The sequence below is a fragment of the Agrobacterium sp. 20P9.1.2 genome (assembly GCF_057799395.1).
Genome location: NZ_JBYOKI010000010.1, coordinates 69489 through 92642 on the forward strand (window position 1 = coordinate 69489; position 23154 = coordinate 92642).

At 58.2% G+C, this 23154-nt stretch carries 22 protein-coding genes and 1 pseudogene; 8 read left to right on the forward strand and 15 right to left on the reverse strand.

Features of this window, described 5'->3' with window-relative positions:
- Window positions 1-6 precede the first annotated feature (6 nt).
- The 11 genes from AC27VJ_RS21535 to AC27VJ_RS21585 all read right to left on the reverse strand — a co-directional run bounded on the left by AC27VJ_RS21535 (window position 7) and on the right by AC27VJ_RS21585 (window position 12459).
- On the reverse strand, window positions 7-1299 hold the full coding sequence (locus AC27VJ_RS21535) for a hypothetical protein (protein ID WP_488685745.1): 1293 nt from the start codon (window positions 1297-1299) through the stop codon (window positions 7-9).
- Window positions 1296-2849: a VWA domain-containing protein gene (locus tag AC27VJ_RS21540; protein WP_488685746.1), complete on the reverse strand. Its 1554-nt coding sequence runs from the start codon at window positions 2847-2849 to the stop codon at window positions 1296-1298. The genes AC27VJ_RS21535 and AC27VJ_RS21540 overlap by 4 nt, the downstream gene beginning before the upstream one ends.
- Window positions 2846-3835 (reverse strand): vWA domain-containing protein, encoded by a 990-nt coding sequence (locus AC27VJ_RS21545; protein ID WP_488685747.1) that lies wholly within the window; start codon window positions 3833-3835, stop codon window positions 2846-2848. Before AC27VJ_RS21545 ends, AC27VJ_RS21540 begins: the two co-directional genes overlap by 4 nt.
- Window positions 3822-4337: a DUF4381 domain-containing protein gene (locus AC27VJ_RS21550; protein ID WP_488685748.1), complete on the reverse strand. Its 516-nt coding sequence runs from the start codon at window positions 4335-4337 to the stop codon at window positions 3822-3824. Before AC27VJ_RS21550 ends, AC27VJ_RS21545 begins: the two co-directional genes overlap by 14 nt.
- A complete protein-coding gene (locus AC27VJ_RS21555; protein WP_488685749.1) occupies window positions 4337-5272 on the reverse strand; it encodes a DUF58 domain-containing protein in 936 nt (311 codons plus the stop codon). Before AC27VJ_RS21555 ends, AC27VJ_RS21550 begins: the two co-directional genes overlap by 1 nt.
- The gene (locus AC27VJ_RS21560; RefSeq protein ID WP_488685750.1) at window positions 5269-6246 is read right to left on the reverse strand and encodes an AAA family ATPase; all 978 of its coding nucleotides are present in this window, start codon (window positions 6244-6246) and stop codon (window positions 5269-5271) included. Before AC27VJ_RS21560 ends, AC27VJ_RS21555 begins: the two co-directional genes overlap by 4 nt.
- A gap of 60 nt (window positions 6247-6306) precedes the next feature.
- The gene (locus AC27VJ_RS21565) at window positions 6307-7950 is read right to left on the reverse strand and encodes an arylsulfatase (protein WP_488685751.1); all 1644 of its coding nucleotides are present in this window, start codon (window positions 7948-7950) and stop codon (window positions 6307-6309) included.
- 156 nt (window positions 7951-8106) lie between these two features.
- On the reverse strand, window positions 8107-9342 hold the full coding sequence (locus AC27VJ_RS21570) for an alpha/beta hydrolase (protein ID WP_488685752.1): 1236 nt from the start codon (window positions 9340-9342) through the stop codon (window positions 8107-8109).
- Window positions 9343-9351: 9 nt separating this feature from the next.
- Window positions 9352-10383 (reverse strand): SphA family protein, encoded by a 1032-nt coding sequence (locus tag AC27VJ_RS21575; protein ID WP_488685753.1) that lies wholly within the window; start codon window positions 10381-10383, stop codon window positions 9352-9354.
- A 63-nt stretch (window positions 10384-10446) separates the two neighbouring features.
- Complete coding sequence (locus AC27VJ_RS21580) at window positions 10447-12159, reverse strand: tetratricopeptide repeat protein (protein ID WP_488685754.1); 1713 nt, start codon at window positions 12157-12159, stop codon at window positions 10447-10449.
- A 93-nt stretch (window positions 12160-12252) separates the two neighbouring features.
- Window positions 12253-12459 carry a hypothetical protein gene (locus AC27VJ_RS21585; RefSeq protein WP_488685755.1) on the reverse strand — a complete coding sequence of 69 codons (207 nt, stop codon included), beginning with the start codon at window positions 12457-12459 and terminating at the stop codon, window positions 12253-12255.
- Between the two features lie 265 nt (window positions 12460-12724).
- On the opposite strand from AC27VJ_RS21585, the gene AC27VJ_RS21590 reads away from it, so the two are divergent.
- Window positions 12725-13519 (forward strand): hypothetical protein, encoded by a 795-nt coding sequence (locus tag AC27VJ_RS21590; RefSeq protein WP_488685756.1) that lies wholly within the window; start codon window positions 12725-12727, stop codon window positions 13517-13519.
- Window positions 13520-13676: 157 nt separating this feature from the next.
- Here the strand turns inward: AC27VJ_RS21590 and AC27VJ_RS21595 are convergent, their stop codons facing one another.
- From AC27VJ_RS21595 to AC27VJ_RS21610, 4 genes and pseudogenes are all read right to left on the reverse strand, one after another.
- On the reverse strand, window positions 13677-13787 hold the full coding sequence (locus AC27VJ_RS21595) for a DUF2474 family protein (RefSeq protein ID WP_488685757.1): 111 nt from the start codon (window positions 13785-13787) through the stop codon (window positions 13677-13679).
- The gene (cydB, locus tag AC27VJ_RS21600; RefSeq protein WP_488685758.1) at window positions 13787-14791 is read right to left on the reverse strand and encodes a cytochrome d ubiquinol oxidase subunit II; all 1005 of its coding nucleotides are present in this window, start codon (window positions 14789-14791) and stop codon (window positions 13787-13789) included. Before cydB ends, AC27VJ_RS21595 begins: the two co-directional genes overlap by 1 nt.
- Window positions 14781-16193, reverse strand: coding sequence for a cytochrome ubiquinol oxidase subunit I (locus AC27VJ_RS21605; RefSeq protein ID WP_488685759.1), 1413 nt, complete (start codon window positions 16191-16193; stop codon window positions 14781-14783). The genes cydB and AC27VJ_RS21605 overlap by 11 nt, the downstream gene beginning before the upstream one ends.
- Window positions 16194-16403: 210 nt before the next feature.
- Window positions 16404-16760, reverse strand: a pseudogene (locus tag AC27VJ_RS21610) (sugar ABC transporter substrate-binding protein); the annotation flags it as partial.
- Between the two features lie 402 nt (window positions 16761-17162).
- Between AC27VJ_RS21610 and AC27VJ_RS21615 the strand changes: the two are divergent.
- From AC27VJ_RS21615 to AC27VJ_RS21645, 7 genes are read left to right on the forward strand one after another with little or no spacing between them, the layout of a single operon-like run.
- Complete coding sequence (locus tag AC27VJ_RS21615; RefSeq protein WP_488685760.1) at window positions 17163-17585, forward strand: acetyl-CoA carboxylase biotin carboxyl carrier protein; 423 nt, start codon at window positions 17163-17165, stop codon at window positions 17583-17585.
- Window positions 17582-18967 (forward strand): acetyl-CoA carboxylase biotin carboxylase subunit, encoded by a 1386-nt coding sequence (locus AC27VJ_RS21620; RefSeq protein ID WP_488685761.1) that lies wholly within the window; start codon window positions 17582-17584, stop codon window positions 18965-18967. Before AC27VJ_RS21615 ends, AC27VJ_RS21620 begins: the two co-directional genes overlap by 4 nt.
- Window positions 18964-19380 carry an acetyl-CoA carboxylase gene (locus AC27VJ_RS21625; RefSeq protein ID WP_488685762.1) on the forward strand — a complete coding sequence of 139 codons (417 nt, stop codon included), beginning with the start codon at window positions 18964-18966 and terminating at the stop codon, window positions 19378-19380. Before AC27VJ_RS21620 ends, AC27VJ_RS21625 begins: the two co-directional genes overlap by 4 nt.
- On the forward strand, window positions 19380-20087 hold the full coding sequence (gene pxpB, locus AC27VJ_RS21630) for a 5-oxoprolinase subunit PxpB (protein WP_113087091.1): 708 nt from the start codon (window positions 19380-19382) through the stop codon (window positions 20085-20087). The genes AC27VJ_RS21625 and pxpB overlap by 1 nt, the downstream gene beginning before the upstream one ends.
- On the forward strand, window positions 20084-21079 hold the full coding sequence (locus AC27VJ_RS21635) for a 5-oxoprolinase subunit C family protein (protein ID WP_488685763.1): 996 nt from the start codon (window positions 20084-20086) through the stop codon (window positions 21077-21079). The genes pxpB and AC27VJ_RS21635 overlap by 4 nt, the downstream gene beginning before the upstream one ends.
- An 18-nt stretch (window positions 21080-21097) precedes the next feature.
- A complete protein-coding gene (locus AC27VJ_RS21640; protein WP_488685764.1) occupies window positions 21098-21865 on the forward strand; it encodes a 5-oxoprolinase subunit PxpA in 768 nt (255 codons plus the stop codon).
- 47 nt (window positions 21866-21912) lie between these two features.
- Window positions 21913-23118: a pyridoxal phosphate-dependent aminotransferase gene (locus AC27VJ_RS21645; protein WP_488685765.1), complete on the forward strand. Its 1206-nt coding sequence runs from the start codon at window positions 21913-21915 to the stop codon at window positions 23116-23118.
- Window positions 23119-23154 lie beyond the last annotated feature (36 nt).

Below are 23154 nucleotides of genomic sequence, written 5' to 3' on the forward strand. Positions count from 1 at the left end.
GCTTCCTCAGGTCGGATTGAGCCTGGGCAGCGAGGACTTTCGCATCCGCGCTTTTGTCCGTTTCGGCGGTGTAATGCTTCTGCTCAAAGCCTCGCGGTCGAGCGTCTCCGGCGACATGTCGAACAGGCGTCTTTCGAGAATTTGAAGCTGCTCCATAAGGGCGTCGTTGCGCTCTGCTTGAGCCCAACCCATCAGAGACCTGTGACCAAGACTTTCACTCCAGGCCTGCAGACCGCGGTAGATGTCCATTTCTCCCGCTCCTCCGATCAATCCCCGCAATACCCGAAGCCTGTGCCGTAGCGAATTGTGATAGCTCGCTCGTACATGCGCCAAGACTACCTGAAGGTCCAGTCTGAATTTCCAGATCGCCAAACACGAGATCAACACAGCAAGAGAGGCCAGCGTGATCGCCACTGCCACGCGCGTTCGTGATCCAGCGCTTGACACCTGCGCTTCCAAAGTCGGGCGGATACCATCCCCCTTCGTCGTTGCAGCGACAACCATATCGACGGCAGGCAGCGTCGCAGTCGACATGGTCCTGGTGTCGAGATCGAACCAGCGATAGGAAAGAGCTGGAATGCTGGACTTACCTGCACTCGAGGTTGTGTAGACCACGGTTTCCGTTCGCGTGCTTCCGGTCTCTACCGTGCGGCCAATGCCGCGGCGCTCCACGTTGTCGCCGAGGACGGCTGGCTTTCGATACTGGGCCAAACCCGACGGTTCTGGAAAGTCCACAGGCGGAATGAGCATAGCCTGCGTATCCGAGGCGAACACGACGACCGTCCTAACCAGCGCGTCGCCAGCCTTGAGGGTTGCCGGATCGGGGTCGAACGACTGGGAGATCGTCAGATCGCGGGCAGCGAAGGCGCCGGCTAGTTGGCTCGCTGCCGACGCTTTCACCTCGAACGAGGGTAGGGCGACCCGGACAGAGGCTTTCACAGGATTTCCATCCTTCGGGTACCCGGCCTCGACATCGATCACAGGAAGCGAGAATTTTCCCGACTTCTGGGGGACGACCGTGTAGGCGCGCCTCAGACCGGAATACTGAACGCCATCGACCGTCTGAACGAGGTTCTGGGCCCGGTCACTGGAAAGAGTAACCAGCGCGTCTTTCAGTTCAAACAGGGGATACTGTGGGGGCGAGGTGAAGAAGTCGGGCACGAAGACTTCGACGGAAACGTGAACCTGCTGGCCTGGAACGATGTCGGCCGCATCCTCTATCGAGACCCGCGAGAATGGTTCGGCTGCGAAAGCGGGCGCGCACGAGAAGACAAGAAGGAGGAGCCAGACATGTCTCATTGCGATATCCTCCCCGCCTCGATGGAGAACTTTCGGGCCATGAGGTCTGCCGGGCTGACGACGATGTTGTCGATCCACATCTGCGATGTCTGCTCCGCGATGTTGATCGCGCCCTCCTTGCCCTGTTTGCCCTTCTCGTCGAACTGAACACTGTCGGGTGTCTCGCTGGGCTGATCCGGCTGTTCCTCCTGCTTGTCCTTCTGCGCCTTGAGAAGCCGCCGGACGAGCTCGAGATTGGCCGTCGCTTCCACCCAGTTCGGCCGGGCCTTGAGCGCGGTTTTGAAGGCTGCGACCGCGTCCTCGAATCTACCCATATGCGCGAAGGCGTTGCCCTGATCGTACCAGCTTTTCGGCGTATTCAGCGCTGAGAAGGCGTCCACAGCATCCTGAAATTTCTCCGCCCTGTAGGACGACACGCCCTTCCACATCGGGTCGGCGAACAGGCGTGCCGCGTCTGCATAATCGCCGCGCTGGAATGCAAGCTGTCCTTGCTGGTCCTTCGTAAGAAATAGATCGACAAATCCGTCGGCATGGGCGTCTCCCGGCGACGACAGATGCAGGGCAAGGAGGATTACGCTGGTTCTGACCACCCATCCGCGCCTGAACGAGTAGGCCATGGCGAGAGCCGCCGGAAGGGCGAGCCACCAGCCCTGATCGCGCCAGTTGTCGCCCGAATCCGTCCGCCTCTCTGCAAAGTTCGATTGTATCCGTTCCAGCACCCAGCGCACGTCGGCATCGTCGTCCGTCACGGTCGCGACGCCCGCTCCCGTTTCCTTGCCCAAGGATTCGAGGTGGGCGGTGTCGAAACTGGACAGAAGGCGGGTGCCGGAAGCGTCTGTTGCGAACCCGCCATCGGGCGAACGGACTGGCCCGCCAGCAGATGTGCCGACACCGAGAACGACGATGCCGTTCAGGCTTGACCGGATAGCCTGGGTGGCTGCAGGTTCGAGACCGTCGGTCAGCAGCAGGATGGTACCTGTCGAGCCTTCCTTTTCAAGAACGGCATCGGCCATGTTCAAAGCAGCGACGGTATTCTTGCCCGGCTTAGGCATGATGCGTGTCGCCAGAGCTTCCGAATAGCTCTCCAGGAGGCCTGCATCCTCGGTCGGCGGCATGACGAGGTGCGCGCTACCAGCATACGCTACGATCGCGGTTCGCGCTCCTGGCCGCCGATCGATCACATCCTTGATCTTGAGCTTGGCGCGCTCGATCCGTGATGGCGTGACATCGATCGCGTCCATTGTCTGCGACAGGTCGACGGCGATGACGAGGGTGGCTGTATCTGCAACGAACGGCGGCGGCACCCGATCCCATGTCGGACCCGAGGCGCCGAAGATCCCCAGGACGAGTGTCGCGGAGAACATCAGCGATGGTCGAAGCCTGGACGCTGCAGAGCTGTCGACAATGAGGTTGTCGAGCAAGTGGGGAGCGATCATCCCTCTCCACCGCGAGCGGATATCCGTGGCGCGGTCAGCCAGCCAGAAGATGCCGAACGGGAATACGAGAAGGATCGTCAACCAGGGGCGCAGAAAATGGAAATCTGAGATCATGCGAATGTCCTCCGCCAGAAAAGACCTGTCGCGGCAGTAACCGAATGGAACGCGGATAACACCACCACTGCAGCGATCAGAGGCCAGTGGAACAGTTCGATCTTGGGACGCCATGACAGAACCTTCTGGTTCTGTGGTGTGATCCGGTCGAGTTCCCGGTAAATTGCCGCGAGCTGGGTCTGATCGCCGCCGAAGAAGTATCGACCGCCCGTGCTCGTCGCTATCTTCTCGAGCGTCTCCGTATCCAGCTTATCCTCGCCCGTCGCGGCCGGGTCGCCGATGCCCACGGTGTGGACCATGACGGATTTCGACCTGGCTATCTCTGCTGCCTTCAACGGGGGCATGCGACTGGCGGTGTCGTTTCCGTCGGTCAGGACGATCAGGACCTTGTCCGGCGCATCGGTCTTGTCGAACATCTTGATCGCCAGTCCCAGTGCATCCCCCAACGCGGTTCGGGGTCCGGCCATCCCCGGCAATGCTTCCTTGATCATCGTCTGGACGAGAGCGTGATCCATCGTGAAGGGTGCCAGGGGATAGGGCGCGTCCCCGAAGGCGACGAGGCCAAGGCGATCGCCCGGTCTCCTGCTCACGAAATCCGAGACCACGTCCTTCACAGCTTCTACACGTGTCTGCGGAATGCCACTCGTAGAAGGAAAGTCCTTCGTATCCATGGACTGAGAAAGGTCGAGCGCGATAAGGATGTCGCGCTGCGGCTCGAGCTTCTCGACTGGCGGCTCGACGAACTCCGGGCGTGCCAGCGCAAGGACCACAAGACACCAGGCCAGTGCCTCGCATGCGGTCTGCGGTACGCTTCTCCGGGTGACGACGGAACCTTCTGTGGGACGCACGCCGGCGGCTTCCGCGACTTGAGTGAAGAATGGAAGTCGGATCGATGAAGAGCTTTCTTTGCGAGGAGGAAGCAGCCACAATACGAGTATCGGGGCAGGCAGGGCGAGTAGCAGCCATGGGAGTTCAAGCTGATACATGATGGCGCTCGATCCATGCCCGCGCCGCAACGACGACCTCGTCGCCGAACCTTGTGCCGCCAAAATCGTCCGGTCTCCGATATTCGGCATCGTCAAGCATCCGGGCAAGTTCGGAAGAGTCCACATCGCCGCCATGGTCGCGAAGAAAGTTTGCCCACGAGCGGCTCGACAACGAAGCGACCTCTTTGCGGGGCCATGAGGAGGCCAGCGCCGTGCGCTTCAAAAGTTCCGCCAACTGGTACACGGCATCCGGGCGTGTCGACGGTTCAAGCAGAAGGCGCTGAATGTCATCGAGCATTATGAGCGCCTCGCGCCGATAGGCATTCGCGCGGTAGCGTTTGATCCATCGGAATGCCGCTACGAAGCAGATCGCGGCCAGCAATGCGGCAATTAAAGCCCACCCCAACGTCTGTGGAAGCCAGGATACGGGTACGGGCACAGCGAGATCGTGCAGCGAGCGGAGGGCGGACTGCAATGTGGGATCCGGGCCTGTCTGTTCCATCAGCGCCTCCTCTGTCGCCACACCGATTGTTCGAGAAGCCGCCGAAGCTGGGGAGCGGTCTCCTCGGCGGCAGAGACGGGCAGCATGGGCAGTCCCAGTTCCGTCTGCCATGCGAGGAGTTCGCGGCCACGCTTGCGCGCGAAAGCGTCTATGGACGAGCGGACACTGTCCGTCCTTAACGCAATTTCCGCCTGGCCGCCGTCGCCGCTAACGACGAGGTTTCCCGATGTTGGAAGTTCCAGAAGAAACGGATCGTAAACGAGGATGCAGACCACGTCGTTGCGGGAAGAAAGCCTGAGGAGCAGGTCGCGGGTCCTCGGCGTGTGCCCATCGAAGTCGGAGATCACCACGATGAGATGATCGTGATGCGCTATGTTCGCGACTTTCTCGAGTTGGGCGTCTAGCTGGCCTGCTGCCGACTGCGTTGCCAAATCCGCTCGCAGCTCCGAATTCATGCTGGCGACATAGTCTGCAAACGCCACCACGGCGTTGCGGCTGCGGTGTGGTTTCACCTCGTCGGTTTCCGTGTCGTTGAAGACGATACCGCCGACCCGGTCTCCGGAGCCTAAAATCCGCCAGGCACAGAGCATCGCGGCTTCGGCTGAAGTGACCGACTTCATCGAACGTCTGCTGCCGAAGAACATGTTGACGCGCTGATCGACGATGATGAGAGCGGGCCGTTCCTTCTCCTCCGAGTAGATTCTGACGACGGGTTTCGTCGTGCGAGCGGTGACGCGCCAGTCGATGGAGCGGATGTCGTCTCCGGGCAGATAGTCGCGCAGCTCTTCGAAGGTCAGGCCGCGGCCGCGCATTGCCGAGTTCATGCGGCCGGCGAGCTGCTGGTGGCTGCGTGCCTTCTGCACGAATGCGAGGTCCCGCGCCTTCGTCTCGAGCCTTACGAGGTCATCGGTCGAGACGTGGACGGAGCCGGTCATGACACTGCCACCTGCTCAAGAATACGGTCGATAATCTGATTGGGCGTCGTGTTCGACGCGTGGGCCTCGTATGAAAGGATCAGCCTGTGCCGGAAGACGCCGTGAACGATGGCCTTCACGTCGTCTGGAGTGACGTAGGCTCGGCCTCTCAGCCATGCGTAGGCTCTTGAAACCTTGTCGAGACCGATCACGCCACGCGGACTGACGCCGACCTGCAGGAGTTTTGCCAGATCCTTGTCGTAGCGATCGGGGTACCGGGTGGCGAAGACGAGTGCGACCATGTACTTTTCGACGGGATCGGAAACCGTGACAGTCCCTATCTCACGGCGAGCATCGAACACTGCCTGCGGATCGAGCCTCTCGGGTGGGGCTGGTTTCGCGCCGCCATGCGCCTCGTTCTCCTCGTCGCGGTTCAGACGCATGATGGCGGTTTCCGAGGCCTCGTCCGGATAGCCGACTTCGACATGCATGAGAAAGCGGTCGAGCTGAGCCTCGGGTAGGGGATAGGTGCCTTCCTGTTCGATGGGGTTCTGGGTCGCCATCACCATGAACAGATCGGGTAGGGCGTAGCTCTTGCCGCCGACTGTCACCTGATGCTCCTCCATCGCCTCCAGAAGCGCCGACTGCACCTTTGCAGGCGCCCGGTTGATTTCGTCTGCAAGGATGAGGTTTGCGAAAATGGGGCCTTGCTGGAACTTGAACTCGCCCTTGCCGCCATCCGAGAAGTAGATATCCGAGCCCGTGATATCGGCGGGGAGAAGGTCTGGCGTGAACTGGACGCGTGACAGTTCTGCATCAAGATTTTTCGCCAGGCTCTTGATGGCTCTCGTCTTGGCGAGACCCGGCAGGCCTTCCACCAGCAGATGGCCGTTGGCGAGCAGGCCTAGAAGAAGCCGCTCCACCATCTCGTCCTGGCCGATGATGGACTGCCCGATGCGCTCGCCGAGCGCAATGATTTCGTCGCGTGCCGCCATGGAATCCTCGAAGAAGAAGGAAGGGCGCCCGGATGTCTCCGCGCGCCCCAACGGGTGGACTTACTTCTCGATGCCGCGATCCTTGAAGGACTGGTCGATCGCTTTGTCGACCTGCGCGCGCACCCCCTCGATGTTGAAGCTGGCGACACGCTGGCTGGGTGGGTATTTCACGAAGGATTCGAGGAAAGCTGCGGATTTCAACTGACCCTTGACCATGAGGTAGTCGTTACGAACCATCCAGTCATAATATTGATCTGAGACGACGTCGGCCCGCTCGTACGGATCCATTCGCAGATTAAACAGCTTCGGAACCCTGAGCGTCACGAACGGTTCCGCCCAGACTTCGAAACCACCGGGCTTTCTCTGCTCCCGGAAAACGATCTTCCAATCGTCGTATCGGATGGAAACGAGATCGCCGTCATCGTCGAAGTAGTAGAATTCGCTGCGCGCGCTTTTGTCCGCCTTGCCCGTAATGTAGTCGAGCTGGTTGTATCCATCCAGGTGGTTCTTGAAGGAGACGGCCGAACCATCCGGCTTCCAACCACTCAATAGCCTGCTCTTTACATCAGGATCGCCGGCAGCCGCGAGCAGCGTCGGGAACCAGTCGAGGCCGGAGACGATGCCGTTCGAAACTTCACCTGCCTTCACATGGCCGGGCCAGCGAACCATCGCAGGCACGCGGAAAGCGCCTTCCCAGTTGGTGTCCTTCTCGCTGCGGAAGGGCGTGGTCGCAGCATCCGGCCAGGACCACTGGTTCGGACCGTTGTCAGTGGTATAGACGACAATCGTGTTGTCGCTTATGCCAAGCTCGTCCAGTTTGTTCAGCAGCTTGCCGACATCGCCGTCATGTTCGAGCATGCCGTCGGCGTACTCGTTTCCGGGCATTCCGCTCTGGCCTTTCATCGAATCTCTGACATGCGTGAATGCGTGCATGCGCGTCGTATTCATCCAGGTGAAAAACGGTTTGTTGGCTTTTGCCTGACGATCAATGAAATCAATGGCGGCGGCGGTTGTCTCGTCGTCGATCGTTTCCATGCGTTTCTTAGTCAGAGGACCGGTGTCCTCGACCTTTCCATCGGCGGATGCCTTGATGACGCCGCGCGGAGAGTAGGCCTTCAGAAATTCCGTGTCGTCCTTGGGCCAATAGGCTGCCTCTGGTTCTTCCTCGGCATTGAGGTGATAGAGGTTGCCGAAGAACTCGTCGAAGCCATGCTTGGTCGGAAGATATTCGTCCTTGTCGCCCAGGTGGTTCTTGCCGAATTGTCCCGTTGCGTATCCCAGCGGCTTGAGCGCGGCCGCAATTGTGATGTCCCCCGGCTGCAGACCAACGGGAGCACCGGGTGCTCCAACCTTGCACAGACCGGTGCGCAAGCAAACCTGCCCGGTGATGAACGTCGATCTCCCAGCCGTGCAACTGTTCTCCGCATAGTAGTCGGTGAACATCAGGCCTTCCTTGGCAATGCGATCGATGTTCGGCGTTTTGTAACCAAGCAGCCCCATCGAGTAGGCGCTGATATTCGTCTGACCGACATCGTCACCGAATATGACGAGGATGTTGGGTTTTGAAGCTGTCGTCGCGGGTGCGTTGGTGGTGGGCGCAGCGGATTGCTGTGCCAGAACGGGTGGCGCGATCGCGACCGAGGTCACGGTCATCGCGACTGCGGCGGTGGCCGCTAGAAGCCTTCGGTGAACGGGCGTACTCATGACAGGTTTCCTCTCTGCTTGACGTTGGATCGCGTCACAACTGTCGGACGGATCGCCGGATGCGAGCGGGATACTGCGCGAGGTGAGGGAAGGTGGTAAGGTTGTTACAGTTACATTGGTGCCCGGCGAGGGTAACAATCAGCGTAATGCTAGCTATTAATTCGTCAGGGGTGCGGATTGACGGTCTGTCCGGAAATCGGTCTGCAACTCGTTGCCTGCGGTAGGTCTTTTCAGCGGCGGCCGCTCGACGATCGTCAAGGGCGCTGCAACGGTCGCGCCAGCCACCCGGCCTACCGTTCTGGCGGTTCCACCGACGACGGCGGCAACGCCCTCGCCAAGCGAGACGTTGGAATCCGTCAACGTCTGTCCTGTCATCAGTCGTTGCCCGATGAGCTGGACGATCTGCGGGCTTTCCGCGAATTTTCCATGATGAAGGCTGTCGTTGGTTTTGACCTTCGTGAGGTCGATCGCCGTGATGCCGGCAATCTCCAGTCGCGAACGGTACAGCTCCTCCGTCGGGTCTATCGCGCCCAGCCGTGACACGTTTCCGGTGATGAAGCTCGATGCGGCCAGCGCGCGGTCGTCCTGCGACACGAAGATCGTGAACTTGGGCTTCCGGTCGCCCATCTCCACGTACTGCTTTGCGAAGACTTGGATATCGATGTCCGGAGACGCAAGGATGACGTTCTCGATCTTCCTGTTTACGTGACCGTCGCGGATTCCCATCTGGCGCAGGGATTCCATCGCAAGCCAGGTTCCCATGGAATGCGCCAGAATCGTGATGTCCTTGACCGCCGGATCGGCAGCGAGGATGCGCAGCGACTGCTCGAGTGCCGTCCTGGAATAGTTGGTACTTTCCTTGTCGTACTCGTATCCGGTCAGCTCCGCGCGCGAGGGCCATGTGAACAGGATAGGCGTCGCCCGCATGTTGCTGTCGTGGACGATCTGAGCAAGACGGAAGACGCTGTCCTCATAGCGATTGTTGAACCCGTGAATGAAGACCAGCGCGTGGCCGCCTTCGATGTGCTGGCGAAACCAAGCTCGGCCTGCAGCAACTGTCTCGATTGGCTTCACGCGCGTGACTGCGAAATCGGTCGCTGGGTTCGGAGGCAGACGACTGGGCCACTGCACGGTTCCCGACTGGCGGTTTCTCGGGATTGAGACGGCAACGTCCGTTAGGAATGGTTTGGGACTGCGTTCACCGTTGAACAATGTCGCCGGATCTCCTGACTGCTGCCGGGTAGTCGCGACAAGCATATCCACCGTTGCAGCTCCGGGTGCGGACAACGATGCCGATACAGGCTCCATCACCCCGACGGGATGCCCGCAAGCCGAAAGTAACAGCAAGAGAGGGAGGATGAAGCCCGTGCCTTTAATGTGCGCAGGTGGCATCACAAGCTCCTACTGTGCCGCTATGTTCACAGGTTTTGTAATTGATAGGGGAATGGAAAGGCTGAGGAAGACGGCATTACCCTCGGCGCGATTCTCTGATCCGAACTCATGGAAGTACTTTATGCGAGTCGAAACCGGCAGTTCGCCAGCCTTGAAGGTATAGCCGATTGTTGCGCCGATGGCGGCCACCTGTCCCTGGAAGTCGCTTGTCGCTCCGGCACCACTGTCTCCGGTCACCTGGTTGTAGTAGTACCCGACGAGGCCCGCGTCGAACTGTTCGTTGAAGTGCTGGACCGCGGCCCATTCAAAATGGAACTCGTTCCCAGTTCGATAGTCGGTTGCCGGGTTTTCGGCATTGAACGTCATGCCCACCACGGCCGAGAGGTCCAGGCCGATCGCAGGGTCAAGCCAGGTGACACCTGCAGACACATCCGCGCCCCAGTGGTGGAAGGCAATGTTTGAAATTTCGCCTTCCTGATAGTCGCCGACGGGAACGTTGACCAGAAGACTTGTCTGCCAATGAAAGTTGCCCGTCTCCCAGCCCAGAAGCCCGCCAACAACTGGGTCGCCGACCGTGAAGACGGGGTCCGACACGGAACCAGAAGCCGTTCCGCCGAGCGGCCCGGCGAACGTCACATCCGCTTTTGTCTTCTTCCAGCCTATTGGAAGGGTTGCCGTCAGGCCTAGGTGACCTCCAAGAACCTCCTCGGGGAGAACCCAAAGTACGGTCGGGACATCGATAACTGCGGAACCATCGACACCGACCGCAAGACGGCCTCCGGATGGTAGCGCTCGGCCACCGCCCAGTTCTCCAGAATAGATGTAGACATCGTTGGAGAAGAAGACGCCGGGTGGTGGAGTTATCGCGGCTGCCGGACCCTTAGATCCCAGTAGATAGAACCCCGCGCCGCCTTCCGCCGCAAACGCGACAGTGGGTCCGACCTGAGCTGCGCAAAGGAGAACAAGGCCTCCTATCGAGGTGAAGCGGGTTGTGCGGGCAAGCGACTTTCTGGACATTGCGGGACCTCTTCTCGATGTCATGATCCGCAGTCAGCGGCCCTGAGAAAGCTAGCCATCCAGCTAGCTGACGCAATGATGTTACAGTTACATTGCCCCGTTATGGGCAAATTCCGGAGACTTCAAACCAGCCTCGCCTATGCCCACGCGGAGAGCCTGTTCCAAGTCCCGATGATAGCGCGTGCCTGAGAACATAGCCGATACCACGCGGTCCAGGTCCGGATGTTGCATTCTCGCTGCGGCGATCTCTCGGACGATGACGGCGTGGTCGCCCATTCGTGCCACAGCAGCGAGCTTCAACACGGCAGTCGGCGTGTCGGCGGCCGGTATTTGCCTCGCGAGGAAGACGGCCTCGGCGTACCGGCCTTTTCGATAGGCGTCGAGGATCATCAAGAATCCGCCGTCCTGCACGCTTTCACCAGCCAGTTCCACGGACTCTTGGGCAAGCCTTATGCCCTCGCTCCACTGTCCGCTCAGGTAAACCGCAAGGGCAAGCTTGGAGCGGAGGTCGGCGTTCTCCGGGTTGAGTGCAATTCCACGTCGTCCTGCGGCAATCGAGGTTTCCGTCTGACCTACCTGATATTGAGTAGCAAGTTGCGCAAGTGCTGCTCGTGACGATAGGGGCGACATGATCGCCGCCCGGTTGGCGAGATCCAGACCGCGTGCGAAGTAGCTGTCATCTCCATTCGCGCGGCCTGTCCAGAGATAGACCCTTGCAAGCGTCGCCATCGCGTCCGAGTCCGTTGGATCGGCAGCAACGGTGGCCTCCAGGCAGGGACGGCTGTCTCTCAGAGCTGCCGGGCGCCGCTGTTCGACCGCCGCCTCTCCTCGTAGCACGCACAGATTGCCTGTCGTAGACAGCGGCAGGTTCCTGCGAAGCTCGGAGATGTTCACGATGCCCGCTGGCCCGGCCACTTTGCGGGACACCGCAAACAGAAGTTGACGGATGGCATCGTCCCTGGTCTTGCCCGCGACCGGACGGCGCTCTTCGCTCGTCCAGATCTTTTCCCCAGTCGTCCCGTCGGACATATCCGACCAGAGCATTACTTCATCTGCAGACTCAGAGTAGCGAACATTGAGGTGATAGCGGGTCTGGTTGGATGTCTCTGTCGCGCTTTTTAAGCGTCCGGAGGCAGAGGCAAGTCGCACGGTCCCAAAGCGGTTCATCGATGCCGCGAGCCGCTCCGCTATCGTGTCGGAAAAATCAACGGGAGGCTGCGACGTAAGCGATCTCAGCTCCACGATTGGGCGATCTGTATCCAGACGTGCAGGAGAGGACATGTGATACAGTGCATAGCTTCCAATCGCTACCAGCCCAACGACCATGGCCGTCGCAGCGAAGATCGTGCGGCGGGGAGGGAGAGGCTTTGTCGTCGCGACTTCTTCCTCGGGAAACTCGACATCATCAGATTCCGAGGGCATTTCTTCACATGGCTTGAGACCTCTTTGGCTGAACACCGGAAGATATCTCCCTCGAGCGATGTCGAGCCGTGCGCCATCCTCGTCGCCAATCTGATCGTAGTATTTTGCCAGAGCTTCGCGCAAGCGCGTGGCTTCGATCCTGACGATCGGATCGGAAGAGGGATCGAACGTCGGTGGCCTGTTGAAGACGTCTATAGCGATCGAATAGGCTTTGACCGTGTGGCCCCGTCCTTCGAACAGAGCATCGACGATGTATCGCAGAAAGGCCCGATGTCGCTCCGACACGTGGAGCCGTGGATCGGAGAGAAGACGCTCCGCTTCCGCTCGTGCTGCAACGTCAGAAACTGCCCCCGCAGCACTCTCGCCATTCGCCGTCATGACATGTACCCCACGCTGTCTCTGGCAATATTAGACTGGACTCATATTACGGCGGAAACCAGAAGTGGCAATGTTACAAATAACAGGTGTACTTTACGGGGATTTGCCAGATAGGGCTTTAGAAGCTTCGAAACGACAGTGACGCTCCACGTCGGCCTCCAGATCGGTACAGATCTCACGGTACTCGTCCACCAGAAGTGGATCCGTCGGTAGTGGGCGTACGACCATCCGCTCCAATGTCGTTGTCGCATCGTCGTAGGCCTCGCAGAGGGAGACGAATGTCAGATCGCTAGGCCACATCCGTTGAAGCTCGGCCCTACGCGACGGCAGGCGCAGCATCAGTTTTAATAGGCCGCGATACGCGGGATCGACAGACCTGCCCATTGCAACGGGCGCTCCTGTTCGTTGGAGAAGGAATATCATAGGTTGGTCATAACACCTGTCTTCCCGTGAGATTGCGACATTGTAACAGTAACAGTCAGGCCTCTTGTCCCTGGGTAACCGTTACATCCTGTCGAAAGTCTACGGTTCGTGATCGAGTACATTGCATACTCAGGAGGTGGCAATGCGACTGATTTCATCGATCTCTTTGGCCCTGGTGGCTGCATGTACCGGATCGGTGTTCGCGCAGGAGGAGCATGGCTCGGTGAACGACGCCAACAATCCCCTGACACCGAAAATCACGATCAATATCCAGGACTACTTCATCCCGTCCTTCATAGAAGTGCCGGGCGATCCTCACGCAAACCAGTTCCTTCTGCGTGGTCTCGTCCCTTCCGACATGTTCGGCGTTCCGCAACTTCTTAGATTCACCCTGCCAATTGCTACCTCGCCTGACCATCCTTCGGGATACGAGACCGGGCTCGGTGATTTGACGCTGATGGACATATTTATCTTACCGAAGAAGGGCGACGTCACGGTGGGAGCAGGACCCCTCGTTGTCCTGCCGACAGCAACGGATTCGTCACTTGGCAGTGGCAAGTGGCAGGTCGGCGGCGCAGGCATCGTAGTCGCCCCGCAGGACTGGGGACTGCTTGGTGGCCTTGTGACTTACCAGACTTCGTTCGCCGGGCGCGAAAGCCGGGAGGACGTCAACCTCTTCACGTTCCAGCCAATCCTGAACGTGAATCTGTCCGACGGCTGGTATCTTCGATCGACGGCGACCTGGAACTTCAATCTTGAAAGCGGATCGTCATACGTCCCGATCGGCGCTGGTATCGGCAAGGTGTTCCAGCTCGACAAGGGTGTGACACTCAACGCGTTCATCGAGCCGCAGTACACCGTGTGGAGCGATGGCGCAGGCGCACCGCGCTGGCAGATTTTCGCGGGAATGAATTTCCAGTTTCCAATCGGTCGTTAAGCGCCCAAAACAGAATGGTCACGAATGAACTGACCAATCAGAAGCTCGTTGCGTGCGATAAATTGTGTCATAAAATAGCGTCAATTATTCCAGCAGCTTGGCGAACTGATGCGGCAACGTCGGTTCAGCTCCTATCAAGGCAAAGGGCCAGCCCAGTTTATCCCAAGATCATCAGCCGGATTACGTAAGCGACCACGAAAAGAACGAGCACGCTCGCAAACCAGATGCCGGCGAACCACGAAAATCGTTTGAACAGTGACCCCTGCATCAGTGGTAGCCTTCGTCGGGATCGATCTTGCCGCGAAAGACCCAGTAGGCATAGCCTGTGTAGGCAAGGATGATGGGTATCAGCACAGTTGCACCCACCAGCAGGAATGCCAGAGAACTATCAGGCGCTGCCGCTTCCCAGATCGTCAGGGAGCCCGGCACGATATAGGGGTAAAAGCTGACACCCAGACCTGCAAAGCAGATGACGAAGATGCCAAGCGCTGCCAGAAACGGCTGAAGGTGCTTGTCTCGCGTCAAGCCTTGCCAGAGCGCCACTGCGCATAACGCCACCAGCAGCGGTACGAAGGCTGAGAAAAACGCCGTGGGCCAGCCGAACCAGCGCTCGAAATAAATCCGGTTGATAAAGGGTGTCCAGAGACTGACTGCGCCGATGAGGGCAAGGGTTCCCGCGGTAGTCGCCATGGCAATCTTGCGCGCCTTTGCCTGCAACTCACCCGTTGTCTTCAGATTGAGCCATGTTGCCCCTAGCAACGCGTAACCCACGACAACGGCCAGTCCGGTTGTGATGCTGAACGGCGTCAGCCAGTCCCACCATCCGCCGGAATAGGCGCGGTTGGTAATCCGAATGCCCTGCACCAACGCTCCAAGTGCGATGCCCTGCATCATGGCGGCGATTGTCGAGCCGATGCAGAAGCCCCAGTCCCACCAAATGCTACCGCGCGTCGTTCGCCAGCGAAACTCGAACGCAACGCCACGAAAGATCAGCCCCAGCAACATGAGGATGATGGGCATGTAGAGGGCAGGCAGCACCGTGGCATAGGCAACGGGAAAGACAGCCATCAACCCGCCACCACCCAGCACCAGCCATGTTTCGTTTCCATCCCAGACAGGAGCGATGGAATTCGTCATAACGTCCCGGTCATGTCTTTTCGGGAAGAATGGGAACAGAATGCCGATGCCGAGATCGAAGCCATCGAGGATAACATAGGCCAGCACTGCGAAGGCGATGATGGCAGCCCAGACAAACGCAAGATCAAACATCATGATGGCCTCCCGAAAGGTTCTGCGTGGGGCCGGGCGTTATCCCCGCCGTGCGGGTTGGGGCGTGATCCAGCTCATGATCCTCATCAAGCACGGGTGTGCGTCGCATCAGCCGAAGCAGGTAAAACACGCCTGCGCCGAACACGAGGAAGTAGACGATGGTGAAAGCGATGAGTGATGCGCCGACGGCAGGAGCATCGATGGGAGACAGGCTGTCCGATGTTCGCAACAGACCGTAGACCGTATAGGGCTGGCGGCCCACTTCGGTCGTGTACCAACCCGCAAGCACGGCCACAAATCCCGATGGTCCCATCAGGACAGCGGCTCTGTGAAGCAGGCGATTGTCATAGAGACAGTCTCTCCACCGCGCCCACAACGACCAAACGCCAACAAGCAGCATCAGCACGCCAAGCCCGACCATGACCCGGAAGGTGATGAACGGGATCAGCGCTTTCGGGCGGTCGCTTTTATTCCATTCTTTCAAGCCTTTGATCTCGCCGTCCAGCGAATGGGTCAGGATCAATGAACCAAGCCTTGGTATCTCCACTGCGTATTTCGTCACTTCGGCTTCATCGTCGGGAATCCCGAAGAGAATGAGCGGTGCACCACGGTGTGTTTCGTAATGACCCTCCATCGCGGCAATTTTTGCTGGCTGATGTTCCAGCGTGTTGATGCCGTGCAGATCGCCGACGAATATCTGGATAGGGGTGACGAGAGCCGCCATCCACATGGCCATGGAAAACATGACCCGCGCCTGTCGATTGCTCTTGTCTCGCAACAGGTGATAGGCGCCGACAGCACCAACGCCAAAAGCCGTGGTCAGGAATGCGGCCAACACGGTGTGAACGAGGCGATAGGGAAACGACGGATTGAAGATGATCTTCCACCAGTCCGCAGGCAGAAACTGCCCGTTCTCACCAATGGTGAAACCCTGCGGCGTCTGCATCCAGCTATTGGCCGACAATATCCAGGTGGCGGAGATGAGCGTGCCAACAGCCACCATGGCAACGGCAAACATATGCAGGCCATCGCCCACGCGTTTGCGTCCAAACAAAGCAATGCCCAGAAATCCGGCCTCGAGAAAAAATGCCGTCAGAACCTCATAACCCATGAGTGGGCCAATCACCGGCCCGACCTTGTCGGAAAACACCGCCCAGTTCGTGCCGAACTGATAGCTCATCACGATACCGGACACGACACCCATTCCAAAGGTGATGGCAAAGATCGGTTTCCAGTATTCGAAGAGCTTCAGATAGACCGGGTCACGTTTCCACAGCCATAGCGCATTCAGCACCGCAAGATAGCTGGCGGTGCCGATTGAGAAGGCCGGGAAGATAAAGTGGAAGGATACCGTAAACGCAAACTGTATGCGCGCCAGAAGCTCCGCACTGAAACCATCAAACAATTTGACCTCCATCAAGGCACGAGATTGCTTGTCGTTCTATTCCTGTTTGTGCTGGACGGCTGCGTGCCAAATTACCGCGTGCCAAAACATCACACGCGGCATTGTGACGCTTTCACATCTCCTCCCACCTGGCAACAGATTAAAGCACACGGCCCGCTGCTCAATGGATAGCAGCGGGCCGTGGCGTTGAAGGTCTGGGAGAATGGACCTTCAGAGATTGGCGAGCAGGTCGTTGATCCGCGATTCCATATCGGCAAGCGCCGCGTCAACATTCTTCTGGCCGATGATGGCGGCGTTCATTTCCTCGCCGACAATATCCTGGATCGCGAACTGGCGCTGGACCGTCGGAGGCAGCGGCGTACCCAGCGTCGCGATTGCCGAAACCGTGTCGCGATGCGGCAGGGCCTTGAACGCTGCGCTGTCCAGAACAGCCTTCACCGACGGCAGATGGCCTGTGCGTGCCCATTCGAAGTCGTTATCGGCGAAGAATTTCACGAACTTGCCGATGGCGGCGGTTTGCTCCTCGCTCCAGTCCTTCTGGGAAATGCCCCAGGCGTGGCCGTTGGCACCGAGCTGTTGGCACTCAGCGCGGCACCTTCCTGTCCGTCCCTACGCTGATTTCTTAGCAACTTGGTGGTCTTGGCTACTTGGCTATGCCGCCGTTCGGTCGATACTTTCGATGGGTGTCATTCCTGTTAGCCTGCAAGCCAAGTTACGTCTGCGACTGTGAACGAATTGGGTTGCGAGTGTTCCCCAGGCGTGGGGTCGACGGTTCGACTCGTTTCAAGAGCTTAAGTACGATCGCTTTTGTCGCGGCAACGTGAAGATTTTTAGAGCCATCCCTTTAGGGCCATCAAAAGTTCTTCTGACCCCATTGTGATAGCGCTCATGCTACAAAACGGCGTGCCGAACGCGCCATGCCTTCTTCTACATGTCTCGTTAGCGGCTTGCACATTGTCAGGTATTCTTATGGACTTGCCGAAGATAAAAACGCTGATCGATTTCGTAGGGCGTTCTAACGTGACCGAACTTTCGGTGACGGAAAAGGACGTAACGGTTCGAATCATTAAGTCAGTCAATCAGCCTTCCCAGGTCCATCAGTTGCCAGTGAATGAAGCTGTACAGCCTGAAGAACAGGCAAAATCCGTCAGCTCTTCGGCAGCGAAAGTGCATTCGCCCATCTTCGGTGTTCTGCATCGCGCTTCTGCACCGGGCGCTGAGCCATTCGTCAAGCTGGGCGATCTGGTTCAGGAAGGGCAGACGCTTTTCATCATCGAAGCAATGAAGGTTTTTAACAGGGTTCCTGCACCCAGCGCTGGCCGGATCTCGTTTCTTACTGACGTCGATGGCGGCGAAGTGGACGCCAACGATCTTCTCGCGGAGATCGGATGATGGAAACGAACTTCGACCATTCCGCGCCGGGTTTCGATACGGTTTTGATAGCAAACCGCGGTGAAATCGCCGCGCGCATTCAGCGCGCCTGTCATGAGCTGGGACTGCGGACTGTCGGTATCTGCTCTGAAGCAGATAAGGCAGCATCTTATGGTGATGCCGTTGACACGTTTCTTTGCGTCGGACCAGCAAACGCTGCAAAGAGCTATCTCAATCAGGATGCCCTGTTGCTCGCTGCCAGGCTGACCGGTGCAGGTGCGGTGCACCCCGGATACGGCTTCTTGTCCGAGAACTCTAAGTTTGCAGCCGCAGTTGAAAAGGACGGGCTCGTCTTCATCGGACCGAACGCCCAGTCTATCTCGACAATGGGCGATAAGATCGCGGCGAAACGCGCGATGATCGCCGCTGGTGTGCCCTGTGTACCAGGTCCTGACACTGCGCTACCTGAAGATGCTGATGAAATCACACGAATTGCCGATGAGATCGGCTTCCCTGTGATCATCAAAGCTGCCGGCGGCGGCGGCGGGCGCGGCATGAGGGTCATTCATGACCGGGCCGACGTACGTGAAGCCGCCGCGCTGACGCGAGAAGAGGCGCGTCAGGCCTTCGGCAACGCTGAGCTTTACATCGAGAAGTTTCTTCAACATCCGCGGCACGTTGAAATACAGATCTTGTGCGACACACATGGTAACGCCGTCTGGCTTGGCCATCGCGATTGCTCCATGCAAAGACGCCATCAGAAGGTCGTCGAAGAGGCTCCGGCGCCCGGAATTTCTCTGGACGTGATCGGTCACGTCGGTCTGGCCTGCGTCAACGCCTGCAAACAAATCGGATATCGCGGTGTGGGCACATTCGAATTTCTGTTCGAGGATGGGAATTTCTACTTCATTGAAATGAACACGAGATTGCAGGTTGAACATCCGGTTACGGAAATGACCAGCGGTGTCGACATTGTTCAATTGCAGATCAAAGTCGCCTTGGGGGAGAAACTGGCATTCGATCAGGACGCGGTCCTGTGTGAAGGACATTCTTTTGAGTGTCGCATCAATGCAGAAGATCCACACACATTCCTGCCTTCTGCTGGCGTCGTAGCGGATATCGTCTGGCCGCATACTGATGGTGTGCGGGTCGATACTCATATTTATGAGGGATACAAAGTCTCTCCCTACTACGACTCGCTGATCGCCAAGTTGATCGTGCATGCACCGACAAGAGCCGAGGCAATTGCCAAAATGAGGGTAGCGCTTGCGGAGACTCGTCTGGAAGGCATCTCCACGAACCTCCCACTTTTGCGGGCGCTCTTTGAGGAGGCTGCCTTCGTTGAGGGCGAGACCGATATCCACTTTCTGGAGCAATGGCTCAAATCATGGAGCGCGCCATGAGAAAGCTAGACCTCACGGATACAGCCACCCTTGCAGCGCTGACCGACATGCTGACGGCGGCTGGCGTGGAAGGACTGGAGATCAAAACAGCTGACAAGCAGCTTCGGCTTGTCATTCCAACTTCCGGCAAGACGGGAGCATCATCCGCTGTAGACGCAAAAGTGGGGACAGGAAGTGCCCGTAAAGCCTTGGTGAAAGCGCCGACGGCTGGCCAGTTCCAGACCTTAAACACAATCGACGGGAAGCCATTCCCGAGGCAAGTGGCCTCGAATGAGGTCGTTGGTTCTGTTCGAATAGGGCTTGTTCTCGTCCCTGTGATCGCCAAGTGCGCAGGATTGCTGCTCAATCCGCTTGTAAAGCAGGACGATCTTGTAGGCTACGGTGATCCTCTCTTCGAAATCGAGCTTCAATGATGATTGCGACTTCAAGCATCCTCACCACGCAGGCCCTGCAGGTCCAACCAGCCAAAGGACAGGCGCGCGTATCGTTTATCGGATCGCGATCTATCCTTCTGGAAGCGCCGGGTGAGTTCGATCTGGCTGCACAACGCTGGATCTGGGCTCTGTCTCAGATAGCGGGTGCCTGGTCGGATGTTGCAGAGGTCATTCCCGGAATGACCAACCTGCTGACCATTCTCAAAGAAACTCCGGAAAGCCCTGAGGCAGTGGTGGATCGCCTGTTGAACGCGTGGGACAACGCTTCCAGCGTGGATCTGGTAGGAAAGACCGTCGAGATACCCGTTCATTATGGCGGGGAATACGCCACGGATCTTGCCGCGCTGTGTGACTTTTCGGGTCTGAGCGACCGGGAGGTCGTTCGCATACATCATGAAGCCACCTATCGTGTGTTTGCACTCGGCAGTGCGCCGGGTTTCGGTTATCTGCACGGCTTGGATGCGCGCATATACATGCCACGAAAAACTGTGCCATCGATCAAGATGGAAAGAGGGTGCGTGACAATCGGTGGCATGCAGACAGGCGTCGCCATGCTGACAGGTCCCAACGGCTGGAACTCGATCGGTTATGCGGATCTGCAAATGTTTGATCCCTCCGCCGCTACTCCTGCGCTTCTTGCGCCGGGTGACACGGTTCGCTTTGTTCCAGCGAGGATTGAGTTGTGATCGAGATCATCGAAACAGGCCCATTCAACACTGTTCAGGATTTGGGTCGTCCGGGCTACCGTAACATCGGAGTTACGGCTGGTGGCGCGATGGATCCGCTGGCCCTGCAAATCGCCAATGTTCTTGTCGGAAACGCCGATAGTCTCGCCGCCGTCGAAGTACAAACATTTCCATTCAAGCTTCGGTTTCTGGGGCCATCCGTGTTCGCGGTTGCTGGAGTGGATGGTTGTCCATTGCTGAATGGCCGGGAGCTTTTACCTTGGTGTGCCAACCTTGCAAATGAGGGCGATATTTTAGAGTTGAGCTCCCCACCTCGTCTTGCCCGTGCTTACATCGCCGTAGCTGGCGGGGTGGATGTGCCTGTCTTGATGGGGTCTCGCAGCACGGCCTTGCGTGGTAATTTCGGTGGTGTGGAAGGACGACCGCTCCAGAAAAATGACAGGCTTTCCATAGGAACGCAGGTCAATCACTTGCCTTTGCCTGCCAGCGGGCTTGCGGTCATCCAGCCATCGCAGGCAATGGCGGATGTTTTCGAGCCAATTGTCGATGGAGTGTTACAGATCCGGGCCATTCCCGCTGGTGAACATCATCTGTTTGCCGATGATGCGGAAGCATTCTGGAGCCAAATCTGGCGCATTTCCTCGCGCAGTGACCGCACTGGCTACCGCCTTTCCGGCGATCCTATCAAGCCGACCGAAGTCGTTGAGATGCGCTCGCATGGTGTCGTCCCCGGTGTCGTACAGGTTCCGCCGGGCGGGGAGCCTATCATCCAGATGAGCGACGCGAACACGGCTGGTGGTTATCCGAAAATTGCCGGTGTGATCGAGGCCGATCTCTGGCGGTTGGGACAGGCACGTGCCGGAGGCAAGATCAGGTTTGTCCGCTCCAGTCATGAGGAGGCGCGTCGGGTAGAGCAGGCAGTTGCACGCTACGTCGAAGACATCAGACAAACCGTACCGATGGTCAAACGCGCGCTCAACGCGCTGACTTGAGGAAAAGGGAAGGGCTTTATGAGGATCGATCTCAATTCTGACATGGGCGAAGGTTTTGGCCCCTACAGGCTATGCGATGACGAAGCGATGATGAAGCTCATTTCTTCGGCCAATATCGCCTGCGGATTTCACGGAGGCGATCCTGATACGATGGCGCGGATGGTTCGGCTTGCGAAGCAGAACGGCGTCGGCATCGGCGCGCATCCTGGTCTGCCGGATCGTGCAGGTTTTGGTCGTCGCGAATTGCCGTTTCAGGCGGATGAGCTCCGCCAGCAGATGCTCTACCAGCTCGGCGCATTGATCGCTATCGCCAGATGCGAAGGCGTGAATGTGGGGCATATCAGCTTTCATGCGGCGATGGGCAACATGGTCAATCGCGACCCTGCTCTGACTGAAATGATGATGGATGCCATCTCAATGGTAGACCCGGAGCTTGTAGTATTCGTTACGCCGGAAAGCGAAATTGAACGGGCGGCAAAACGGGCCAAGCTGAAGACGCTGGCCCTGTTTCTGGCCGACCGGGCCTATGACGCCAAGGGAAGCCTCGTCGCGCGTGGCCTTCCGGGTGCGCTGGTCAAGGACGAGGTCTCGGTGCGCGCGCGTGTCCGCCGCTTCCTGACGGATGGCACTGTCGAGGCTATCGACGGTACGATTATTCCCATGGCAGCCCGATCCATTCTGGTTCACAGCGATACCCCTGGCTCGCTGGAGCTTGCCGGTGTTGTGCGCAGTGAAATCATCAATTCAGGGGCAACACTTACGCACGCCTCGGAACTTGCATCTTAACGGGCCTTATGCGCCCCGCTTTTCTGTCTTACTGAAGGATCACGTCGATGCCCTCAACAGCCGATCGATTGAAGAATGTTTCTATTTCCGCGTCTGCCGCCATGACGCAGCGCGCCAGAGAGCTCGCCGCCCAAGGGATTAAAGTGGTGAGCCTGTCATCTGGCGAACCTGATTTTCCAACACCAAGCCATGCCATCGAGGCCGCACACGAAGCTGCTCTTGGCGGACAAACCAAGTATCCGCCTATGGACGGGACGCCAGACCTCAAGGCCGCTATCGCGCAAAAATTCAAGCGAGACAACAATCTGACCTACGACGCCAGCCAGATCATCGTATCCGGTGGCGGCAAGCAGGTAATCTTCAACGTAATGCTGGCGACCTGTAATCCTGGTGATGAGGTGGTCATTCCCACACCGTCATGGGTCAGCTATGCCGACATCGTCAAATTTGCTGGTGGTGTTCCCGTCGCTGTTCCCTGTTTCGAGCAGACGGGTTTCAAGCTTCGCCCGGAAGATCTGGAAGCGGCGATCACGCCGCGGACAAAGTGGCTTTTCCTGAATTTTCCGAATAATCCGACAGGCGCAGCATGCTCTAGGGTCGAGATGGCGGCGATTGCGGAAGTCATGTTACGTCATCCGCATGTCTGGATCCTGACTGACGATATCTACGAGCATCTCGTTTACGACGGTTTCGAGTTCGGTACGATTGCCGATGTCGAGCCCCGGCTTTACGATCGCGTACTGACCATGAATGGAGTATCAAAAGCATATGCGATGACCGGCTGGCGGCTGGGCTACTGCGCCAGCGGCTCGAAGGAACTGATTGCTGCCATCAGCAACGTCAACGGCCAGAACAGCGGCGGCATCGCTACCGTTTCTCAAGCCGCCGCGATTGCAGCTTTGGATGGTCCCCAGGATTTGCTCAAGGAGCGAGCTGACATTTACCGCGAGCGGCGTGATTTCGTCCTTGATAAACTGAAGGGAATCGATGGCATTCGGTGCCATAAGCCGGAAGGCGCCTTCTATCTCTATCCCAACATGTCAGGCCTGATCGGGAAGACCACGAAAGGTGGTCGGAAGATCGAAAATGACGTGGATTTCGTGATGGGACTGGTCGAGGAGCACCACGTCGCGACCGTACAGGGTGCCGCTTATGGGATGAGCCCGTATTTCCGCATCTCTTACGCGACAAGCATGGAGATGCTGGGCGAAGGCTGCGCACGTATCGCTCAGTACTGCCACGATATGCGTTGATTTCTATCCGGTGCATGGCCCGCTCCGTCGGGCCGT

What these genes read in the sequence shown, in the direction of transcription:
- AC27VJ_RS21640 (WP_488685764.1), top strand. Translation starts at nt 21,098, where the DNA reads ATGAGGATCGATCTCAATTCTGACATGGGCGAAGGTTTTGGCCCCTAC.
- AC27VJ_RS21580 (WP_488685754.1), bottom strand. Translation starts at nt 12,159, where the DNA reads ATGACGGCGAATGGCGAGAGTGCTGCGGGGGCAGTTTCTGACGTTGCA.
- AC27VJ_RS21565 (WP_488685751.1), bottom strand. Translation starts at nt 7,950, where the DNA reads ATGAGTACGCCCGTTCACCGAAGGCTTCTAGCGGCCACCGCCGCAGTC.
- AC27VJ_RS21540 (WP_488685746.1), bottom strand. Translation starts at nt 2,849, where the DNA reads ATGATCTCAGATTTCCATTTTCTGCGCCCCTGGTTGACGATCCTTCTC.
- AC27VJ_RS21645 (WP_488685765.1), top strand. Translation starts at nt 21,913, where the DNA reads ATGCCCTCAACAGCCGATCGATTGAAGAATGTTTCTATTTCCGCGTCT.
- AC27VJ_RS21545 (WP_488685747.1), bottom strand. Translation starts at nt 3,835, where the DNA reads ATGTATCAGCTTGAACTCCCATGGCTGCTACTCGCCCTGCCTGCCCCG.
- AC27VJ_RS21535 (WP_488685745.1), bottom strand. Translation starts at nt 1,299, where the DNA reads ATGAGACATGTCTGGCTCCTCCTTCTTGTCTTCTCGTGCGCGCCCGCT.
- AC27VJ_RS21575 (WP_488685753.1), bottom strand. Translation starts at nt 10,383, where the DNA reads ATGACATCGAGAAGAGGTCCCGCAATGTCCAGAAAGTCGCTTGCCCGC.
- AC27VJ_RS21550 (WP_488685748.1), bottom strand. Translation starts at nt 4,337, where the DNA reads ATGGAACAGACAGGCCCGGATCCCACATTGCAGTCCGCCCTCCGCTCG.
- AC27VJ_RS21570 (WP_488685752.1), bottom strand. Translation starts at nt 9,342, where the DNA reads ATGCCACCTGCGCACATTAAAGGCACGGGCTTCATCCTCCCTCTCTTG.
- AC27VJ_RS21615 (WP_488685760.1), top strand. Translation starts at nt 17,163, where the DNA reads ATGGACTTGCCGAAGATAAAAACGCTGATCGATTTCGTAGGGCGTTCT.
- cydB (WP_488685758.1), bottom strand. Translation starts at nt 14,791, where the DNA reads ATGATGTTTGATCTTGCGTTTGTCTGGGCTGCCATCATCGCCTTCGCA.
- pxpB (WP_113087091.1), top strand. Translation starts at nt 19,380, where the DNA reads ATGATTGCGACTTCAAGCATCCTCACCACGCAGGCCCTGCAGGTCCAA.
- AC27VJ_RS21625 (WP_488685762.1), top strand. Translation starts at nt 18,964, where the DNA reads ATGAGAAAGCTAGACCTCACGGATACAGCCACCCTTGCAGCGCTGACC.
- AC27VJ_RS21585 (WP_488685755.1), bottom strand. Translation starts at nt 12,459, where the DNA reads ATGTGGCCTAGCGATCTGACATTCGTCTCCCTCTGCGAGGCCTACGAC.
- AC27VJ_RS21560 (WP_488685750.1), bottom strand. Translation starts at nt 6,246, where the DNA reads ATGGCGGCACGCGACGAAATCATTGCGCTCGGCGAGCGCATCGGGCAG.
- AC27VJ_RS21620 (WP_488685761.1), top strand. Translation starts at nt 17,582, where the DNA reads ATGATGGAAACGAACTTCGACCATTCCGCGCCGGGTTTCGATACGGTT.
- AC27VJ_RS21555 (WP_488685749.1), bottom strand. Translation starts at nt 5,272, where the DNA reads ATGACCGGCTCCGTCCACGTCTCGACCGATGACCTCGTAAGGCTCGAG.
- AC27VJ_RS21595 (WP_488685757.1), bottom strand. Translation starts at nt 13,787, where the DNA reads ATGCAGGGGTCACTGTTCAAACGATTTTCGTGGTTCGCCGGCATCTGG.
- AC27VJ_RS21590 (WP_488685756.1), top strand. Translation starts at nt 12,725, where the DNA reads ATGCGACTGATTTCATCGATCTCTTTGGCCCTGGTGGCTGCATGTACC.